This is a genomic window from Terrabacter sp. MAHUQ-38 (genome assembly GCF_014518425.1).
Taxonomy (GTDB): Bacteria; Actinomycetota; Actinomycetes; order Actinomycetales; family Dermatophilaceae; genus Terrabacter.
The window spans coordinates 406,271-424,692 of the sequence record NZ_JACVCU010000005.1 but is presented as its reverse complement, the minus strand read 5'-3'; the positions used below and the strand labels follow the sequence as shown (position 1 = coordinate 424,692).

Annotated in this window: 15 protein-coding genes and 3 tRNA genes; 13 read left to right on the top strand and 5 right to left on the bottom strand. The window is 69.7% G+C overall.

Annotated elements, in window-relative coordinates; genetic code table 11:
- The first annotated feature begins 264 nt into the window (after window positions 1-264).
- Window positions 265-1,482, top strand: a complete 1,218-nt coding sequence (locus H9I49_RS20005; protein ID WP_188032126.1) for an alpha/beta fold hydrolase — start codon at window positions 265-267, stop codon at window positions 1,480-1,482.
- Here H9I49_RS20005 and H9I49_RS20000 read toward each other — a convergent pair.
- Window positions 1,451-2,197 (bottom strand): dihydrofolate reductase family protein, encoded by a 747-nt coding sequence (locus H9I49_RS20000; RefSeq protein ID WP_188032125.1) that lies wholly within the window; start codon window positions 2,195-2,197, stop codon window positions 1,451-1,453. The two genes, H9I49_RS20005 and H9I49_RS20000, sit on opposite strands and share 32 nt — an antisense overlap.
- Window positions 2,198-2,277: 80 nt before the next feature.
- Between H9I49_RS20000 and H9I49_RS19995 the strand changes: the two genes are divergently transcribed.
- Window positions 2,278-3,207, top strand: coding sequence for a PPK2 family polyphosphate kinase (locus H9I49_RS19995; RefSeq protein WP_188032124.1), 930 nt, complete (start codon window positions 2,278-2,280; stop codon window positions 3,205-3,207).
- 13 nt (window positions 3,208-3,220) lie between these two features.
- Here H9I49_RS19995 and H9I49_RS19990 read toward each other — a convergent pair whose 3' ends face one another.
- Window positions 3,221-4,861 carry an acyl-CoA dehydrogenase family protein gene (locus H9I49_RS19990; RefSeq protein ID WP_188032123.1) on the bottom strand — a complete coding sequence of 547 codons (1,641 nt, stop codon included), beginning with the start codon at window positions 4,859-4,861 and terminating at the stop codon, window positions 3,221-3,223.
- A gap of 100 nt (window positions 4,862-4,961) precedes the next feature.
- Here H9I49_RS19990 and H9I49_RS19985 point away from each other — a divergent pair, with 100 nt between their 5' ends.
- From H9I49_RS19985 to H9I49_RS19970, 4 genes are all read left to right on the top strand, one after another.
- Window positions 4,962-6,149 (top strand): YihY/virulence factor BrkB family protein, encoded by a 1,188-nt coding sequence (locus tag H9I49_RS19985; protein WP_255524109.1) that lies wholly within the window; start codon window positions 4,962-4,964, stop codon window positions 6,147-6,149.
- Window positions 6,150-6,239: 90 nt separating this feature from the next.
- Window positions 6,240-6,312, top strand: a tRNA-Gly gene (locus tag H9I49_RS19980).
- Between the two features lie 29 nt (window positions 6,313-6,341).
- Window positions 6,342-6,412 (top strand) — tRNA-Cys (locus H9I49_RS19975).
- A gap of 25 nt (window positions 6,413-6,437) precedes the next feature.
- A tRNA-Val gene (locus H9I49_RS19970) sits at window positions 6,438-6,512 on the top strand.
- Window positions 6,513-6,616: 104 nt separating this feature from the next.
- Here H9I49_RS19970 and H9I49_RS24615 read toward each other — a convergent pair.
- The 3 genes from H9I49_RS24615 to H9I49_RS19955 all read right to left on the bottom strand — a co-directional run bounded on the left by H9I49_RS24615 (window position 6,617) and on the right by H9I49_RS19955 (window position 10,882).
- Entirely contained in the window at window positions 6,617-6,790 is a 174-nt protein-coding gene (locus H9I49_RS24615) for a hypothetical protein (RefSeq protein ID WP_188032262.1), read from the bottom strand.
- Window positions 6,791-6,989: 199 nt separating this feature from the next.
- Window positions 6,990-9,944 (bottom strand): beta-N-acetylglucosaminidase domain-containing protein, encoded by a 2,955-nt coding sequence (locus tag H9I49_RS19960; protein WP_255524108.1) that lies wholly within the window; start codon window positions 9,942-9,944, stop codon window positions 6,990-6,992.
- Window positions 9,945-10,102: 158 nt separating this feature from the next.
- A complete protein-coding gene (locus H9I49_RS19955) occupies window positions 10,103-10,882 on the bottom strand; it encodes a GntR family transcriptional regulator (RefSeq protein WP_223128934.1) in 780 nt (259 codons plus the stop codon).
- Between the two features lie 175 nt (window positions 10,883-11,057).
- On the opposite strand from H9I49_RS19955, the gene H9I49_RS19950 reads away from it, so the two are divergent.
- Genes H9I49_RS19950 through H9I49_RS19920 form a run of 7 tightly spaced genes read left to right on the top strand, consistent with a single transcriptional unit; the run spans window position 11,058 to window position 18,211 of the window.
- Window positions 11,058-12,347 (top strand): extracellular solute-binding protein, encoded by a 1,290-nt coding sequence (locus tag H9I49_RS19950; RefSeq protein ID WP_188032120.1) that lies wholly within the window; start codon window positions 11,058-11,060, stop codon window positions 12,345-12,347.
- Complete coding sequence (locus H9I49_RS19945) at window positions 12,344-13,282, top strand: carbohydrate ABC transporter permease (protein ID WP_370587673.1); 939 nt, start codon at window positions 12,344-12,346, stop codon at window positions 13,280-13,282. The genes H9I49_RS19950 and H9I49_RS19945 overlap by 4 nt, the downstream gene beginning before the upstream one ends.
- The gene (locus H9I49_RS19940; RefSeq protein ID WP_370587672.1) at window positions 13,279-14,148 is read left to right on the top strand and encodes a carbohydrate ABC transporter permease; all 870 of its coding nucleotides are present in this window, start codon (window positions 13,279-13,281) and stop codon (window positions 14,146-14,148) included. The genes H9I49_RS19945 and H9I49_RS19940 overlap by 4 nt, the downstream gene beginning before the upstream one ends.
- On the top strand, window positions 14,145-15,101 hold the full coding sequence (locus H9I49_RS19935; RefSeq protein WP_188032119.1) for an N-acetylglucosamine kinase: 957 nt from the start codon (window positions 14,145-14,147) through the stop codon (window positions 15,099-15,101). The genes H9I49_RS19940 and H9I49_RS19935 overlap by 4 nt, the downstream gene beginning before the upstream one ends.
- Window positions 15,098-16,399 (top strand): hypothetical protein, encoded by a 1,302-nt coding sequence (locus H9I49_RS19930; protein ID WP_188032118.1) that lies wholly within the window; start codon window positions 15,098-15,100, stop codon window positions 16,397-16,399. The genes H9I49_RS19935 and H9I49_RS19930 overlap by 4 nt, the downstream gene beginning before the upstream one ends.
- A complete protein-coding gene (locus H9I49_RS19925; protein ID WP_188032117.1) occupies window positions 16,392-17,141 on the top strand; it encodes a sugar isomerase domain-containing protein in 750 nt (249 codons plus the stop codon). The genes H9I49_RS19930 and H9I49_RS19925 overlap by 8 nt, the downstream gene beginning before the upstream one ends.
- Window positions 17,138-18,211: an SIS domain-containing protein gene (locus H9I49_RS19920; protein WP_370587671.1), complete on the top strand. Its 1,074-nt coding sequence runs from the start codon at window positions 17,138-17,140 to the stop codon at window positions 18,209-18,211. Before H9I49_RS19925 ends, H9I49_RS19920 begins: the two co-directional genes overlap by 4 nt.
- The last annotated feature ends 211 nt before the right edge of the window (window positions 18,212-18,422 follow it).

Here is an 18,422-nt window from a genome sequence, read left to right as displayed (position 1 = left end):
TGGTGAGAAGCGGTGCGTGGATGCCCCTCGCACCCCGAGACATCCCGGCGGCGGCCGTGACCCCAACGGTCGTCGCCGGTCTGCGACCGGCCCGCGGGGGCGGGCCGGGGAACATCGGACCGGTGCGGACCGCCCGTCCGTGTCCCGATGCTCCCGACAGAAGGTGGCGCCCGCGTGGTCGTTGATACGCATTCGTCCCGATTCGCGTCTTTCCTCCGGCACGCCGCTCCACGCTCTGCTCGGAGGCTTTGCAACGATGGGCTCGTGCAGGTGCGCCGTCTCGTCTCGCGTCCGGTGCTCGTGGCGGCGGCTGCGGGGACCGGCTCGGTCCTCGGCGCTGCCAGCGGGTCCGTCGCGGCGGCCGCCTACTTCGCCCGCCGGGTGCTCACCCCCGACGAGCTCCAACCCGAGAACCTGACCATCCTGCGCCGTGACGACGACACGGTCACCTTCGCGGCGATGCCTGACACCGTGGTGCCGGGTCGCTACGGAGTGTGGCTCGACGGGGGGACCGGCCACGCCCGGGTCGGCGACATCGTCGAGAGCGACGCGCGCTCCGTCGCGCGCCGGCTCATCGCGGTGGACCGCGGGCGTCTGGAGCCGGGCCCGGCTCGGTGGAACCAGTACTACTACTGGGACCGGCCGAGCGTGTGTCTCGGGCTCCCAGACGAGGACGTCAGCATCCTGTCCGACGTCGGCGCGCTACCGGGCTGGCTGGTACGACCCGAGGGCGGCGTGACCGGCACCGACTGGGCCGTGCTCGTGCACGGCCGGGGCGCGCGCAAGGAGGAGACGCTGCGAGCCGTTCCCGTCCTCCGGGCGGAGGGGTGGACGAGCGTCGTCACCGCCTACCGCAACGACCGCGACGCCCCGCGCGGCCCCGACGGGCGCTACAACCTCGGGCTGTCGGAGTGGCGGGACGTCGAGGCAGCCATGGGGTATGCCGTGTCGCACGGTGCGCGTCGCATCATCCTCCTCGGGTGGTCGATGGGCGGTGCCATCGTGCTGCAGACACTGGACCACTCGCCCCTCGCGGAGTATGTCGTGGGTGTCGTGCTCAACTCGGCGGTCATCGACTGGGGCGTCGTCCTGCGCCACCACGGTCGGCTGCACCTCCTGCCCGGGCCGCTGGTCCGGATGGCGACCGACCTCATGGGTTCTCGGCGCTCGCGCCGTCTCGTCGGGGTGCGCGAACCGATCGACGTGGCCCGCACCGACTGGGTCGCCCGCGCGGACGAGCTGCGTCACCCGATGCTCGTCATGGCTTCGGACGGCGACGACTTCGTCCCGATCGGCCCGGCCGTGGCACTCGCCGGCCGGCGCCCCGACCTCGTGCGCTTCGAGCGCTGGGACACCGCTCGTCACTGCCGGGAGTGGAACGTCGACCCGGAACGCTGGGAGCGGGTGCTGCGCGAGTGGCTCGTCTCCCGTTCCGGGCTCACCGCCCCGCTCAGCGGCGACGGACGAGCCACCGGCCCATGATCGTGCCGTCCTGCTCGACGAGCGTCTCGAGGTGGAGCTCGGCCGGCACCGCCTGCGGTCCGACCGTGCGCGGGTGCTCGCCGCCGACGACCTGCGGGACGAGCGTGTAGCAGAGCTCGTCGATCTGCCCGGCCGCCAGGAACGACCCCAGCAGTCCGGGGCCGCCCTCGGTCAGGACCTGGCCCCAGCCACGCTCGCGGAGGGCCGCGACGAGAGCGGCCAGGTCGACGACGTCATCGCCGCAGACGAGGACGTTGTCGGGCCCGAGGTCGGCGCGGGCGGCGTCGAGGCCGGTTGCCGACGAGGGCACGGCGAGGAGCGCCCGGCCGTCACGGCATCCGCTCAGGGTGGGCGGCACGGCGCCGCGGTTGCTCACGGCGACGAGGGGCAGGATATCGGGCAGACCGCGCTCACGGCGCAGGTCGACGAGCGAGTCCTGCACGGACAGCGGGGGATAGGCCTCTGTGCGGATCGTGCCCGCGCCGACGACGACGACGTGGCTGGACGCGCGAAGCACCTCGAAGACGATGTGGTCCGCCTCGTTGTTGATCGACCCCGACCGGCCGTCCGGCCCCGTGGCGGCTCCGTCGAGCGAGGTCACCATGTTGCAGCGGACCCAGTTGGGTCCAGGTGTCGCGTAGACCCTGAAAAGCCCTGCCGCATCGAGGTCGTCGAGGCTGGACAAGCCGGAACTGCCGGGCACGATGAGGCGCATGACGCCAGTATCGGGGACCGGGGACAGATCGGCCCGCGCGCTGACCCTCGCGTCAGGCCCCCGTCAGGCAGGATGACGCCATGGGCAAAGGCGCGAAGGCGAAGGACCAGCAGAAGCAGAAGGCGGCGCACGACAAGCGCGTGGCCGCCGAGGAGCGCGCCGCCGTCGGCCTGCTCGGCGACTTCGCCGAAGCCCTACGCGTTGCTCCGGGCAGCGGCTTCCGTCTCGCCGACGTCGACACGCGGGCGACACCCGCGTTCTCGGGAGACAAGCTGGCTGGGGCGGCCGCACTCGCCGCGTGCGAGGACGAGCTCGCCGACCTGCTCGAGCGGCTCTTCGCCGAGTCGACCGCGGGATCCACGCGTTCGGTGCTGCTCGTCGTGCAGGGCATGGACACCTCCGGCAAGGGCGGCATCATGCGCCACGTCATCTCGGTGAACCCGCAGGGCGTCAAGGCGATCGCCTTCAAGGCGCCGACCAAGGAGGAGCTCGCCCACCACTACCTCTGGCGGATCCGGAACGCGCTGCCGGCTCCCGGCCAGCTCGGGGTCTTCGACCGGTCGCACTACGAGGACGTGCTCATCGTCCGGGTGCACCAGCTCGTGCCCGAGGAGGTGTGGTCCGCCCGTTACGCGGAGATCAACGAGTTCGAGCGTGAGGTCACCGCTGCGGGCACGACGGTCATCAAGATCCTCACCCACATCTCCAAGGACGAGCAGCAGGCGCGGCTCCAGCAGCGACTGGATCGGCCGGACAAGTACTACAAGTACAACCCGGGCGACGTCGACGAACGAGCGCGCTGGAGCGACTACATGGAGGCGTACCAAGCAGTCCTCGACACCACCTCGACCGCCGGCGCGCCGTGGTACGTCGTGCCCGCCGACCGCAAGTGGTATGCACGGCTCGCCGTGCAGCAGGTGCTGCTCGACGCCCTGCGTGGCATGGACCTCCAGTGGCCGGAGGCGGACTTCGACGTCGAGGTCGAGAAGAGGCGGCTCGCCGAGAGCTGACGTGCCGGCTCGGTCAGCCGGCTCGGTCGATGAGGGTCGAGGCCACGCCCGCGAGGTCGGTATCGAGCGACCCGAACGTGTGGCCGCGTCGGCCGGCGATCCGGCTCGCGATGAACGCGTCGGCGACCGGGCCGGGGGAGTGTTGGACCAGCAGCCCGGCCTGGAGCGCAAGAGCGAGCCGTTCGACGACGGACCGGGCGCCGAAAGCGGCTTCCGCAGACGTCGGATCAAGCGAATGGGCTTGAGCCACAGCGGAGTCCACGTGCGCGTCGAGCTCGTGGCTCTGACCTCGGATCTGGTGCAGCTCCTTCGTCAGCGCCTCGAGGCAGGCCGGCTCGCGGCTCACGGCCCGGACGACGTCGAGCGCGTTGACGTTGCCCGACCCCTCCCAGATCGAGTTGAGCGGCGCCTCCCGGTAGAGCCGGGCCAGCCCGTTCTCCTCGACGTAGCCGTTGCCGCCCAGGCACTCGAGCGCCTCCGCGACCATCGGGGCGGTTCGCTTGCACACCCAGAACTTGCCGAGCGCGACGCCGAGCCTCAAGAGGTCGGTCTCACCCCGGTCGAGGGCGTGGGCGAGCCGCATCCCGAGCACCGTGGCTGCCTCGGCCTCGAGGGCCAGGTCGGCGAGGACGTTGCGCATCAGCGGCTGGTCGACGAGCCGGGACCCGAAGGCGAACCGATGGCGGGCGTGGTGGACAGCACGGGAGAGTGCGTCGCGCATGGTGGCGGTCGAGCCCAGCACGCAGTCGAGCCGCGTGGCCGCGACCATGTCGATGATGGTCCGGACGCCGCGACCCTCGTCGCCGAGCCGGCTGCCCCACGTCCAGTCGAGCTCCACCTCGCTGGCCGCGTTCGAGTGGTTGCCGAGCTTGTCCTTGAGGCGGTGCAGCGCGAACGGGTTGCGTGTGCCGTCGTCCAGGGCGCGTGGCACGACGAAGCAGGTGAGCCCGCCCGGCGCCTGCGCGAGCATGAGGAAGACGTCGCTCATCGGTGCCGAGCAGAACCACTTGTGGCCGGTCAGCCGGTACGTCTCGCCCGGCAAAGGTCCTCCGGCCGTCGGTACTGCGCGGGTCGTGTTGGCGCGCACGTCCGAGCCGCCCTGCTTCTCCGTCATCCCCATCCCGGAGATGGCGCCCGCCTTCTCGGTCACCGGCCTGATCCCGACGTCGTACGAGCGGCTGGCCAGGGCCGGCAGCCAGCGTGAACCCAACGTGGGGTCGTGGCGCAGGGCCGACCCGGCGGCATACGTCATCGAGATGGGGCAGGCGTGGCCCGCCTCGACGCGGGACCACAGGACGAACCCCGCAGCGCGGCGCACGTGGGCCCCCGACGACACGGGCCGTGTCCATGGTTCGGCGGTCAGCCCGGCGCCGACGGCTTGCGTCATGAGCCAGTGCCACGAGGGGTGGAACTCGACCTCGTCGACGCGGTTGCCACGCGCGTCATGGGTGCGCAGGACCGGCCGATACGCGTCGGCGAGGCGGCCGTGCTCCTGCGCCTGATCGGTGCCTGCCAGGCGGCCGAGCGGTGCGAGCGTCTCGACCCCCTCGGGTCCCGACCAGCGCTGGACGGCCTCGATCAACGCCACGTCGTCGGCAAGGAAGTCACCGTCGACGAACGGCGGCACCTGGTTCGTCACGTCATGGGTGCTCACCCGCCGAGACTAGGCCGCGGCGGATCACGGTGTCCCGTTCAGCCCGTGTCGCGCCGGCCATCCTGACGTCCGGCGTCGCGCCCCCGTAGCCTCGGAGTCGATGGGCATGCGGACGAGGGTGCGGTCAGGGCTGGAGCGGGTCCCATGGGGCATCCCGCTCGCGCGGCTGACCCTGGAGACGATCCGGGTCTGCCTGCGCTACCGCGTCACGGGGCTCGCGGCCGAGGGGGCGTTCTTCATGCTCCTCAGCCTGCCGCCGCTGGTGCTCGGGATCTTCGGCGGCCTCGGTTTCGTCGGCGGTTGGATCGGACCCGACACGACCGAGAGCATCGTCTCGGCGATCGAGGTCTACGCATCCCGCTTCCTGAGCGAGTCCAGCATCAACGAGCTACTGCTGCCGACCATCGGCGACGTCCTGCGCGGCGGGCGCTTCGACATCATCTCCGTGGGCTTTCTCCTCTCACTGTGGTCCGGCTCCCGCGCGCTCAACGTCTTCGTCGACACCGTCTCGATCATGTACGGGCAGCGGGATGCCCGCGGCATCGTGCACATGCGGGCGTTCAGCCTGCTGCTCTACTCGTTCGGCATCGTCTCGGCCGTCGTCGTGCTGCCGTTGATGCTCCTCGGGCCTGAGCTGCTGTCGTCGTGGCTGCCCGATGTCGCCGCGACCGTGACCAGGGCGCTGTACTGGCCGACCCTCGTCCTGCTCGGCGTCCTGCTGCTCGCCTCGATGTACCACGTGTCGACGCCACGACGGGCGCCTTGGCGACGCAACATCCCAGGTGCCGTCCTCGCGATGGCGATCTGGCTCGGGGCGTCGTACGTCGTGCGGATCTCCCTCGAGGCGTCGATGGGCGGCACGTCGATCTACGGCCCCCTCAGCACCCCGATCGTCCTGCTGATCTGGCTGTACGCGCTCGCTGTCGCCATTCTCATCGGCGCCGGACTCAACGCGGCTGTGCGGACGCTGTGGCCGGTGGAGCTGCACGAGGGGGCGGACGTACGCCTCGTGAACTGGGCCATGGATGGCGCCGGTGGCCTGCTGAGCCGCACCGACGCCGGCGATGCTGCCGACGCTTCCGGTGAGACCGAGGGGGGTGGGCCAGCTGGGCCGGCCGCGCCGGCCGACGGGGCGGGTCGGGGCCGCGAGCAGCAGTACGAGAGCACCGACCGTGGACCCCTTCGCGCCGCACTCGAGCGGGGGGTCGACAAGGGGGCGCAGGCGGCCCGCGACGCGGCTGAGGAAGCCGCTCGGGGGGCCTCCGACGGGGGTGCCGGACGGCGCTGAAGGGGACGCCGAGGCCGGTTTTGTATCTCGTCGGGCGATCGGCTAATGTCTACCAAGCACGCAGCGGGGAAGTTACACCGCTGGTGTTCCGCGGACGTAGCTCAGTTGGTAGAGCGCAACCTTGCCAAGGTTGAGGTCGCCGGTTCGAGCCCGGTCGTCCGCTCGGAGGCAGCAGTTCCACGTGCCTTCCACGGTGGAGTGGCCGAGAGGCGAGGCAGCGGCCTGCAAAGCCGCGTACACGGGTTCAAATCCCGTCTCCACCTCGGTGCAACACCCAGCAGGACCCACGGGCGATTGGCGCAGCGGTAGCGCGCTTCCTTGACACGGAAGAGGTCACTGGTTCAAACCCAGTATCGCCCACCAGCACGAAACAGCCCCTGACCAGCGGAAACGCCGGTCAGGGGCTGTTTGTGTCCGGCGGATCCGAACAGCCGATGCTTGCCCAACTGAGTGACGAGCGCCCCGACTTAGTCCCTGACCGCCGTCCGCAGAGGTCGGCCGGTGTGGCGTAGGCGGCCGATCTCGCGGCGATGGGCCTCAGTCAGCGCGGCGAGCTCGTAGTTGATCACGCGTGCGGTGGTGTGGTCGTTGGCATGGTGGATGACGAAGTCGCGGATGGCTGACGCGAGCTGTTCGGGCAGTCGGCCTGCGCCGTCAAGGGCCGCCTGAGCAGGCGCAGCAGCGTTTCGTGCCCAGGCTCAGCGCTTGCGTCGGGCCAGCGCACGGCCGCCGTCCGTCGTCGCCACTGGTTCCCCACTTCATCAGCGTCGGTTCACCATGGGCGGGCGCACTGCGGTCCCGCAACCGACGAGATGGAGGTTGCGGGACCGGACGTGCTCGTCAGCGCAGGAACTGCGTCCCCGTCCAACCTGGGCCGTGCCACACGCCGGTGGGGAACATCAAGCCGCTGTCGAAGCGACCAGCGTTGACATTCGTGACCAGGTAACCGCTGCTTGCGATCGACACCAAGTCGGCGCGACCGTCGCCGTTGAAGTCGGTCGGGACGGGCAGGTTCGAGGCGCTCCATCCGCCGCCCACCGACACGCCCGCACCGAACCTCACGTACGCACCGGTGCTTGCCGGCGTGACTCCGGCGTTACGGAAGGCGCGCAGTTCTCCATTGCCCATGACGCCCAAGACGTCGGCGCGGGCGTCGCCGTCGAGGTCGACGACATGCATGTCGAGATAGCCCGTCCACCCCTGGCCGACCTTCTGGCCGGCGGCGAACGTCGTCCCGGACAGACTGCCCGTGTTGAGGAAGTGCCAGAGTGTGCCGTCCGGCTTGATCGTCATGAGGTCTGCACGACCGTCGGCGTTCAGGTCACCGACGAACGGCAGCTCGTTTGCCGACCATCCTTGGCCGACGGTGAGCGGAGCCGCCCACGTGACCGCTCCCGCCGCGCTCATGCCGGTGTTGCGGAAGGCCAGGAGGCTTCCGTCGGGGAAGACGCCGAGCAGGTCGGCGCGCCCGTCGGCGTCGAGGTCAGCCGATCGGACCGCGAGGGCGCCTTGCCAGCCGCTGCCGACCTGCACCCCGTTCGGGGCGATGCTTCCGAAGGAGGCTCCCGTGTTCCGATACTGCATGAGCTGGCCGGATGGGGTGACGGCGAGCAGGTCTGCGAGCCGGTCCCCGTCAAGATCTCCCGGGATGGGGAGCATAGAGGCGCTCCACCCCTCGCCGACCCTCACGCCCGTCGCCTCCAACTCGGGCCAGTTGTAGGTCGTGCGTTGGTTCTCGTACGCCTTGAGCTCGCCTGCGCTGTTGACGGCCAGCACGTCGGCGCGGCCGTCGCCGCTGAGGTCGATGGTGTCGATCCCGCGGCGCAGCGCGAAGGACACGAGCGCCGGCAGGACGCCCGCGCCCACCGCGGCTGGTTCGGCGGCGATTGACGGGAGCTGCCCGATGAGCTGGGCTCGTAGGGTTTCGGCCGTCATCGTCTGGCCGTTGCGTTCGGCGACCAGCAGGTCGACGGCGATGGATCCGGCGTCGGCGAGACGCACCGTTTGCTGCAGCCAGGGTCGGGCCTGGCTGGCGAAACTGGTCTGCATCGTCTGGAGGTTGGTTCCGGCGGCGCGGACGGAGGTGAGCTTCTGCTTGAGGGTGCTCGCGGTTGCCGCCACGTTCGTGTTGGTCCGCAAAGCCTGACGGAACGCGTCGATGCCCTCGGCGAGGGCGAGTGAGTCGGCGTGCGTGAGCGCGGACGATCGGTTCAGCTCGGCGAAGGTTCGCAGGTCAGCCGCGCGTGACGCGCCCAGGGTCGCGATGGCTCGGCCCCACGCCTTCTCGGCGTCGTAGTTCGCGGGGTTCCAGGCGTAGTCTGCAGCGGTCAGGAGCGGCAGCTGTGAGGGGCCCTGTTGGGTCATCTCGTTGAAGAGGATCCCCGGGGCGCGGCCGAGCCCGGCGTCGCGCCCCTGGACAGGTCCCAGGTGCAGGCGGTCCCAGACCTGGTCGTTGACCGGGTAGTTGTCCCAGATCGCGAGGGTGTGTCGCGGGAAGGTCTGTGACGCCGCGGTGAGGTCGGCGACGCCGATGGTCGGCGAGATGACCTCGGGTCCGGTCCAGTAGATCCCAACGGCCGGGCTCAGCGACTGGTCGAACACGGCCCGGTACGAGGAAGCGGCGCCGCCCGCGTACTCCGTCGGGACAGTGAACAGCTGGGGGAGGGCGTTCTTCGCGATGAACTGGGTCTGGACGTAGTTCGTGACGGCTGCCTGCGCCCGAGCCCATGCCGCCTTGTCGACGACCTTGGTGCCGTTCGGGCCGGGGGTGCCGTAGGCGGAAGTGTCTGCGGGGCAGGTGAACTGCTCGCCGGCGGCGATGTCGTCCCAGGCGACGACGAAGTGGCGCACGCCCTTCGAGCGCAGCGTGTCGAGGCGGGCCAACAGCTTGGCTCGGTCATCGGCCGACGAGTGGCAGATCCCGTAGGCCTGGTCGAGGGGAGCAGCGGGCGAGATGCGGTAGATGAAGTCGACGTGCAGGCGCTTCGCCTTGGCGACGATCGCGGCGAAGTCGTTGAGCTCCTGGGTGGAGTACTCGGTGCGCCAGCTGCCCTGCCCGGGCAAGCCGCCGGTGCGCGGATCGATCGCCGGGCCGTAGAAGAAGCGGTTCATCTTGTTGCGGGCCAGGACCTCGACCTGCTCGAGGCGGTCGGCCGTGGTCCAGCGGGCGACACCAGGCGGCGGCGGGTTGGCCGAGTCCATGCCTCCGCGGAACCCGAAGCCCGGCCAGTCCTCGATCGTCACCCGGTCAATGGAGGCCCCGGTGGCGTCGGGGGACAGGAGCTGGCGCAGCGTCTGGGCGGCGTAGAAGGTGCCCACCTTGTCGTGGCCGGAGAGCACGACGCGTTTGCGGCCGCGCGAGTCCGTGCCGCTGGCCAGGACGTAGCCCTGCTGCCTTGGGCCGTTCGCGGCGGTCACCCCGAGCGCGACGAGCGCCGGACGACTCGGTGCGGTCTCGGTCGGCCCGCCTACGTAGACGGTGTCGCCCGTGCCGGGATCGGTGGTGGTGATCGTGACCGAGGTGTTCGTGGCCGCCAGCGCCGCCAGGGTCGCGGTCACGGCCGCCGGATCGGCGCCCACGCCGCGGACCACGGTGACAGAGGCCGCGAGGTCGAGGGCCGCACCGGTCACGGTCATCTTTTGCGGTCGAGGGCTGACCTCGGGGGCCGCCGCGGCGCTCTCGGCTGCGCCAGCCGCTGGTCCGGCGATGGTGACGGCGGCCAGGGCGATGGGCGCCAAGCCTCCGGCCAGGGCTCCGCGCGCCCGTCGGGATCGATGGGGACTTCCGGGTCGCATTGACGTGCTCCGTTCGCTGACGGCCGATCCTCTGTCGAAGCAGGCGGATCGCCCATGCGACCCCGTGCCGTGGTCGAGATACTGGACTAGACCAGAAGAGGCGTCAATGGTCACCCATGTGGCAGGTGCGGTGGGGGCGGGCGCCGTGATGTCGTGGGTCAGCTGAGCGGCCGCGCACCCGGCGTGCCGACATGCATCTCGATGGCGTAGCGGTCGCCCCGGTAGAGCGATCGACCGAACTCGACGACGCGGCCCATGTTGTCGAGCGCCGTGCGCTCGACCAGGAAGGCGGGTTCTCCCTCTGCCACAGCGAGCTTGACTGCGTCGGGGGCCGAGAGTCGAACGATGGAAACTCGCTGCCGGGCGCTCTCCAGCCGGATGTTGTAGATGCGCTGGATGATGTCGTAGAGCGACTGGTCGGGGCTCATCTGGGAGCGCAGGCCGGGGAAGCGCTCGAGTGAGACGTTCGTCCGCTCGAGCGCCATGGGCTCGCCGTCGGCCGTGCGGACGCGTTCGATGTGCAGGGTCTCCGCACCCACCTCGACCCCGAGCGAGGCCGCGATCGAACGCGTTGCCCTGCGCGTAGACGCGCGGTAGCCAACGGATCCCGGCTCCAGGCCGCGTAGACGCATATCGTCACTGAACGACCGGAACGTCTCGGAATGAGTTAGCTGGGGGTGGTTGACGAACGTGCCGCGCCCAGGGACGCGTCTCGCGAAGCCCTTGCTCTCCAGTTCGTCGACCGCTCCGCGGACGGTCATTCGGGAGACATGGAAGTGGTCGGCCAGGGCACGTTCCGAGGGGAGGAGGGTGCCAGCAGGTGTCGCCTGGGCAAACGACTGCAGTGTCTCGAGGATGTGCTCACCCTTGGTCTGGCCGTGCGTGGGGACCCGAGTGACCAGTGAGTCGAGGGTCGCCTCTTGCCGATGTCTGGGCATTTGCCCCTCCTCGTCGATGGGTGGACACAACTTAGCCCGCCGGCCGCCGATCGGTATGTGCTTCACGACCCGTCGCCAATTGCATCGTATCCATTGACGGGCGGTCTAGACCAGTATTACGGTCCTTTCCATCGACGAGGTCACATCGACCGGTCGCAGAGCGAGGGAGGTCCCCGTGGGCACTCGATGGACGAAGGCCGCCGCGATGGCCGTGTTGCTTGGTGTTGTGGCCGCGTGTTCGCCGGGCACGGCGGGCGGCAGCGGCAGCACGGAGGACCAGGGCGGCCCCGTGACGCTGAAGGTCTGGGGCTGGCGGCAGGAGGACGTCGCCGCATACAAGAAGATCTTCAAGCTCTACGAGGACAAGCACCCCGGGGTCACGGTCGAGTACGTCCCGTACAAGAACACCGAGTACGACACGATCCTCAAGACCGGCCTCACGGGCACGAACGGCCCTGATGTCGCCCAACTGCGGTCCTACGGCCTCCTACAGCCGCTCGCCGCTGCCGGTTCCCTCGTCGAGCTCGACTCGACCGTGCCCGAGCTGAAGGAGTTCTCGTCCGACGTGCTCGACGGAGCGCGCAGCGACAGGGACCAGAAGGTCTACGGCGTGCCGTTCGCCATCCAGACCATGCACGTGATCTACAACAAGGACATCTACGCGAAGCACGGTCTGTCCGTGCCCACGACGTGGGCCGAGATGACCGCCGGGTTCGACAAGCTCAAGGCGGCCGGCGTCGTGCCGGTGGCCGCCACGGTGACCGACACGTGGATGCTGCCGATCCAACAGGAGATCTTCGGGGCGACGCGCTACGGCGGCATCGAGCAGCGCGACAGGATGCTGCGCGGCGAGGGCAAGTTCACCGACGAGGCGTGGGTCGCCTCGATCGGCACCTGGCTGAGTACGAAGCCGTACTGGGAGCCCCAGGCGACTGGGGTCGGGTACGACGACGCCAAGGCTCAGTTCGCGTCGGGCAAGGCCGCCACCTTTCCCGGGGGCGTCTGGGAAGTGGCTGGTTTCAAGACCGCCAACCCGCAGCTCAACATCGGGGTCTTCAACGCGCCACCCGCTCCGGACGCGGTCTCGCAGAAGACGCTCGTGCCCGGCTTCGTCGACGGCTCCTTCGGCGTGTCGTCCAAGACGTCGAACCAGGCTGCAGCCCTCGAGCTGGTGCGTTGGATGGCCGGCGCCGAGTTCGGTCAGGCCTTCACCGACGAGCTCCAGCAGATCTCGCCGGTGCCAGGTGTCACGCCCAAGGGCGAGGTGTTGGCACAGGCCGTCAAGGACTATGCCGCCAACCCCAGTCCCTACCTGACCTACGCGTACTTCTCTGCCGGGACCCCGGGCGCCTGGGATCTTGCCTCGAAGGAGCTCTCCAACGCGGTGCTGGGCAAGGTCACCCCGGCGCAGGCGGCGGCCTCGATCCAGCGCGGTGTAGACCAGTGGTTCAAGCCGAAGTCGTGAGTCGACGTCGCCGCGGACGCGGCGGCCCAGCACAGGGCCGCCGCGTTGCCTGGCGATGGGTCGTGGCCTTCTGCCTCCCCGGCGCCGGGCTCTACTCAGCGATGGTCATCTACCCGCTGCTCACTGCACTCGTCTACGGTTTCTTCGCCTGGGAGGGAACGACGCGCGGCCCGTTCGTCGGAGTCGGCAACTACCTCGAGGTGCTGACGCGGTACCCGATCAGCTCCGAGCTCGGCGCGGCCCTGCTGCACAACGTCCTCTTCTTCGTCGGCACGATGGCGATCCAGAACACCATCGGTCTCGGTCTGGCCCTGATCCTGCACCGCAATCCCAGGGGCAAGCGCTTCTTCCAGACCCTCTTCTCGATGCCGTTCCTGATCAGCCCGCTCATCGTGGGCTACCTCTGGTCGCTCCTGCTCAGCCCCACCTTCGGTCCGGTCAACGCCGCGCTCAAGGCAGTGAGCCTCGAGTCCTGGGCGCAGCCATGGCTCGGTGAGCCCGACCTGGCCCTGCCCGTCCTTATCCTCGTCAACGCCTGGCAGTGGATCGGCGGCCCCCTGCTCATCTTCGGCGCAGCACTCGGTGGCATCCCGCAGTCCCTCGAGGAGGCCGCCCAGATCGACGGGGCCCGCCCTTGGACGCTGTTCTGGAGGATCCGCTTCCCCTTGCTCATGCCCGCCGTCGGGGTGATCACCGTGCTCACCTTCATCGGCTGCTTCAACGTCTTCGACCTCGTCTACGCCCTGGGCGGCACGAGCGGGGGTCCCGGGGGGTCGATGGACGTCCTCGGACTCCTCTACTACCGAACCGCCTTCCGTGGCGGCTCAAACGCCATCGGTGAGTCCTCAGCCGTCGCCATGCTGATGTTCGTCCTGATCTTCGGCGTGGCGCTTCTGCTCGAACGCCTCCTGCGCCGCCGAGAGGTGCAACTGTGACCGCTGCAGCATCTGTGCCACCCGCCCGGATCCAACCCGTCCGGCGCCCATCGACCGCCCGGTCGGTCGGCGTCCAGCTGCTCCTGTGCGCCTACGCGGTGGTTGCCTTCGGCCCGATCCTGCTCGTGCTGATCGGCTCGTTCCGGAGCAACAGCGATCTGCTCGGCCAGCCGATCGGCCTCCCCGGCAGCGCAGGGCTGACCAATTACGCGCGCGCATGGCAGACGGCTTCGTTGTCCACCTACTTCCTCAACTCGGCCCTGGTGTCCGTGGCGTCCGTCGCGCTCTGTGTCGGCCTCGCGAGCATGCTCGCCTACGGACTCTCGCGGTGGCGTTTCCGAGGGGGAGCGGTGCTTGCCGCCTATGTGATCGCCGGCCTCATGATCCCGGCCAAGCTCGGCCTGCTTCCCGTCTTCTACATGTTCGAGTCGGCCGGACTCATCGACAGCCGTCTCGGCCTCGTACTCCTGTATGCGGCGGGCGGCATCCCCTTCTCGGTCTTCGTCCTCATGGGCTTCCTTCGGGGAGTTCCGCCTGAGCTGGAAGAGGCGGCCCTGATCGACGGTGCCAACGAGTGGCGCATCTTCCGCTCGGTCGTCCTGCCGCTGATGCGGCCCGCCGTCGCCGCCGTGACGGTGTTCCAGTTCGCGCCGATCTGGAATGACTTCTTCTACCCGCTGGTGCTCATCCGCTCCGACGAGAAGTACACGATTCCGGTAGGGCTCACGCGATTCATCGGCGAGTACGCGGCGGACCGCGGAGCGCTCTTCGCCGGGCTTGTGCTGGCGCTCGCGCCCCTGGTGCTCGTGTTCGTCTTCGCGACGAAGCAGATCGTGGCAGGCCTCACGGCCGGGATCGGCCGATGAGCGCGCAGCGGTTCATCGGGATCGACGGGGGAAAGTCCGCCACCCGAGTCTGCGCAACAGACGCTGCCGGCAACACCCTTTGGCAGGGCGAGGGTCCTGGCTTCTCTTACGCTCCCGAGGCCGACTCTGACCTCGACACCATCAGGGCGGCCGTCCGTGCCGCGGCCGGCGCCCTGCGCGACGACGTCCCCACTCGAGTGTGCGCAGGGCTCACCGGTCTCCCTGGTGCGTCCGCGGAGAGAAGGGCTCTCGGCGCTGCGCTGTCCTCGATGTTCTCGGCCGAGGTCGTGCTCGTCGACGACGCGGTGACCGCGCACGCCGGCGCCCTCGCCGGCCCGGGCACCGTCGTCTCGGCCGGCACCGGGACGGTCGCGGTGGCGGTGGCCCCCGACGGGAGGTGGGCCCGCTGCGATGGCTGGGGCCCGATCGTGGGCGACCGTGGGAGCGCCTACGACATCGGACGAAGCGCGCTGCGCGCCGCGGCCGCGGCTGCGGACCACACGGAAGCGCCCACCACCATGAGCGACGAGATCTTCTCGGCTCTTGGAGGCGCAGACCTTGCAGCGCTCCAACGCCTCCATCGACGCCATGACCGAGTCGCCTTCATCTCCGGGCTCGCTCGCGTCGTCGCACGCCACGCCGACGCCGGCGACGAGGTCGCGAACGCCATCTGCGGCCTGGCCGGCGCGGCACTCGCCGCCAGCGCACTGGCGGCAGCACGCGCCGTCGGCGCCGAGTCGAACGCTCCACGCGTGTCATATGCCGGCCGCCTCCTCACGGGTGCAGGCGCGGTCAGGCGCCCCTTCCAGGCTGCCGTCGAGGCCGCGGGACTGCAGTTCGCCGAACCGTCGGGTGATCCCCTGTCCGGTTCGGTGCTGCTGGCCCGCCGTGGCTGGCACGGCGAGCACCGCATGTACGCGCCGCTCATCGCCCGACAGGGAACGGCCGCATGATCCGGCTGGGTCACGGCACGGCGCCCCTTCCGGTCGCCACAGGGGAAGCGATGGGCGGCTACGCCGACCGAGACAGCGGCGTCGGCGGTATCCAAGACCCGTTGGAGGTGCACGCGATCGTCGTTGACGCCGGCGACTCTCGAGACAGCCGTTGGGCGCTCGTCGTCGCGGACCTCGTGTGCGTCAACCGTGACGCCGTCCTCGCGGTCCGCGAAGCACTCCGTGCCCGATTGGCGATCACCGGCGCATGGGTCGCCGCCACGCATACACACGCGGGCCCGGAGAGCGGCTGCCACCCCGGCGGCGCCGTCACGCCGCCCACAGTGCTGGGAAGGCTCGTGGAGGCGTCCGTTGCGGCGGTCCGCCTCGCGATCCAGGAGCAGGTGGCCAGCCGCGTTGACGTGGTTCGCGTCGACGTCACCGGTCTTGCGGGTGACCGCACCGCGAGCGCGACTGAGCCACAGGGGGTTCCAGTCGATCTCGTGGTGGCGTCGAGGAAAGGACACGTGGAGGGCCTGCTCGTGGTGACGCCGGTGCACCCCACGGTTCTCGGGGCGGAGAACTCCTGCGTGAGTGCCGACCTCTGCGGCGGCATTCGCCGAGCCCTGCTCCGACGCCTTCAGGAGCGTCAGACGGGCGGCCCCTGGGTGGTATCGGCGACAGGCGCAGCGGGAGACATCAGCACGCGGTTCAGTCGTCGTGGCCGTGTCGCGCCCGAGATCGAGCGTTTGGGTGAGGTGCTCGCGGATGCCGTCACGCCGGCGCTCGACGAGATCCTCGCGCGGAAACATCCCGCCGAGGCCGGCGACGCATCCGCGGCGACAGTTGCCAAGGCCCAGACCGTCACCCTCAAGCCGAAGCCCGCGTCTGCACTGAGCAACGAGCTCAGTCCTGCTGGGACCCGGGGTAGGGATTCACGCGACGCGCGGCTGCTCCATGTCCTGCGTCAGGGGGTCGAGATCGCCAGCCGGCGGCAAGCCTCCGAGTACATGGACGAGCTCTCGATCGACGTCGAGGTGGCGCAGCTGCCCGGAGTGACGCTCGTGGCCGTGCCCGCCGAGCTGTTCCTGTCCCTCGGCAACGACATCCGTCGCCGCTCGCCCGTGCCCGAGCGGACGGTGGTCCTCGGCTACACGAACGGCTACCTCGGCTATCTGCCCACCCGCGCCGCGAACGTCGGCTACGAGGTGCTGGTGAGCCCCGTGGCGCCGGGCAGCGGGGAGCACGTGGTCGACGTCGCCGTCGATCTCGCACGTCGGGCGCACGACTCCAAGGAAGAGGAGCAGTCAGTTGTCTGAGCTGGAATATGCGAACATCGCACGGTCGGTGGTAGCCGACGTCCTCGACAGTCAGCTGGGGGAGGTGCGCCGGGCCGGGGAGCTCATGGCGACGGCGATCCGCGACGGCGGGGTCGTGCAGGCATACGGGACAGGACACTCCCGGATAGTCGCGCTCGAGCTCGCGGCGCGGGCCGGTGGACTCGCGTCGGTGGGGATGCTCAGCGTCAAGGACCTAGTGATGTTCGGCGGCGCCGACCCGGCGGACATCCTGGACCCGACGTACGAGCGAGAGCCGGGGTTGGCTGCGCGCATCTACGAGCTGGCCCGACCCGAGGCCGGCGACCTGTTCGTCATCGTGTCCAACTCCGGGATCAACGCCGCCATCGTGGAAATGGCGTCACTTGTCACGGAGAGGGGACACCGCCTCGTCGCGATCACGTCGCTCAACCACACGCGCGGGGTGACGTCCCGCACCCGTTCGGGTCAGCGGCTGGTCGATCTCGCGGACGTCGTCATCGACAACATGGCACCACGAGGCGACGCCACGATTCAGCTCGCCGGCGGCGAGCGGATCGGTGCCGTGTCGTCCCTGACCGGTGTGCTCATCGCGCAGCTGTTGACCGAAGCCACCTGCCGGGCCCTCGAGGAGAGCGGTGCGCGGGTGCCCGTGTACGTCTCTGCCAACACGCCGGACGGCGACGCGCACAACGCCGGCCTCTACTCGATGTACGGGGCGCGGATCCGCCCCATCGAGCCGTGACGAGCACGCCACTGGGCCCCGCGTCCTCTCGCACCGACCGGGGCCGGCACATGCGCGCCGAGATCCACGAGCAACCGCACGTACTCACACGGCAGTTCGAGACCGAGCTTGGCAACATACGGGCCGTCGCAGCCGCAGTGCGAGACACTGACCCCCGCTTCGCCCTGATCGCAGCCAGGGGGACGAGCGACCACGCGGCGCTGTACGTCAAGTACCTCATCGAGACCCAGCTCGGGATCCCGTGCGGATTGGCATCGCTGTCCACGTACACCGGTTACGCAGCCAGGCCGCGCCTGGAACGATGCCTCTGGCTGGCGATCAGCCAGTCAGGCGGGTCACCCGACCTCATCGAGTCCACACGGGTGGCTGGCCGTCACGGGGCCATGACGGTAGCGGTCACGAACGCTCCTGTCTCTGCCTTGGCAGCGACCGCGCAGTGGCACGTCGATATCCGTGCGGGCGTGGAACGGTCCGTGGCGGCGACGAAGACGTATACGGCCGAGCTGCAGGCGCTCTGGCTGCTCGTCGATGCCTGGCGCGGGCGGGACGGCGCGAGCGCGCGTGGGCTGCCAGAGGAACTGACGCATCTGCTCGGCCAGGACCTACCGCCGTGGGCCGACGGACACCGCCTCATCCAGCGGCTCGTCACCGTCGGGCGAGGCTTCTCCTACCCAACGGCTCGGGAAGGGGCGCTCAAGATGATGGAGACGAGCTACCTTGCCGCACAGGCCTTCTCCGGCGCAGATCTCATGCACGGCCCCTTGGCGATGCTCGATGTCGACCAGTCGGCCATCATCGTCGTACCGCCAGGTGTGGGCGGCGAGCTGCTGGGCCCGGTCGTCGAACACATCCGTCAGACAGGCGCCGACACGCTCGTCGTGGGCGACCGCGACTTCGCTGCACGTCACGGGCATCCGGCGGTCATCCCGGTCGGGACAGACGTGCCAGAGGAGCTGTCACCCATCCTCCAGATCGTGCCTCTGCAGAGGCTGGCGCTGGACCTCAGCATCGCTCGGGGACTCGACCCCGACGAGCCGCGAGGTCTCTCCAAGGTCACGCGCACCACCTAGCGCTGGCCGGCCTTCAGTCCTGAGGTGGGAATCGCACCGCTGAGGTAACTGTCGCCGGCTCCGCCGCGACGCTCGACGAACGTCCTTCGGGCCAAAGGACACCCACGACAGTCCGATCGCGGCGGGAATCGTTCCGCACCCTTGTAATTGGTATAGACCAGTATTAGCATTTTCGATATCACGCGACCGTTGCAGGCCTGTACCGCGGCTG

Coding starts and splice junctions, on each gene's coding strand:
- H9I49_RS20000 (WP_188032125.1), bottom strand. CDS start 2,197: ATGCGCCTCATCGTGCCCGGCAGTTCCGGCTTGTCCAGCCTCGACGAC.
- H9I49_RS19995 (WP_188032124.1), top strand. CDS start 2,278: ATGGGCAAAGGCGCGAAGGCGAAGGACCAGCAGAAGCAGAAGGCGGCG.
- H9I49_RS19985 (WP_255524109.1), top strand. CDS start 4,962: ATGGGCATGCGGACGAGGGTGCGGTCAGGGCTGGAGCGGGTCCCATGG.
- H9I49_RS19960 (WP_255524108.1), bottom strand. CDS start 9,944: ATGCGACCCGGAAGTCCCCATCGATCCCGACGGGCGCGCGGAGCCCTG.
- H9I49_RS19955 (WP_223128934.1), bottom strand. CDS start 10,882: ATGCCCAGACATCGGCAAGAGGCGACCCTCGACTCACTGGTCACTCGG.
- H9I49_RS19935 (WP_188032119.1), top strand. CDS start 14,145: ATGAGCGCGCAGCGGTTCATCGGGATCGACGGGGGAAAGTCCGCCACC.
- H9I49_RS19930 (WP_188032118.1), top strand. CDS start 15,098: ATGATCCGGCTGGGTCACGGCACGGCGCCCCTTCCGGTCGCCACAGGG.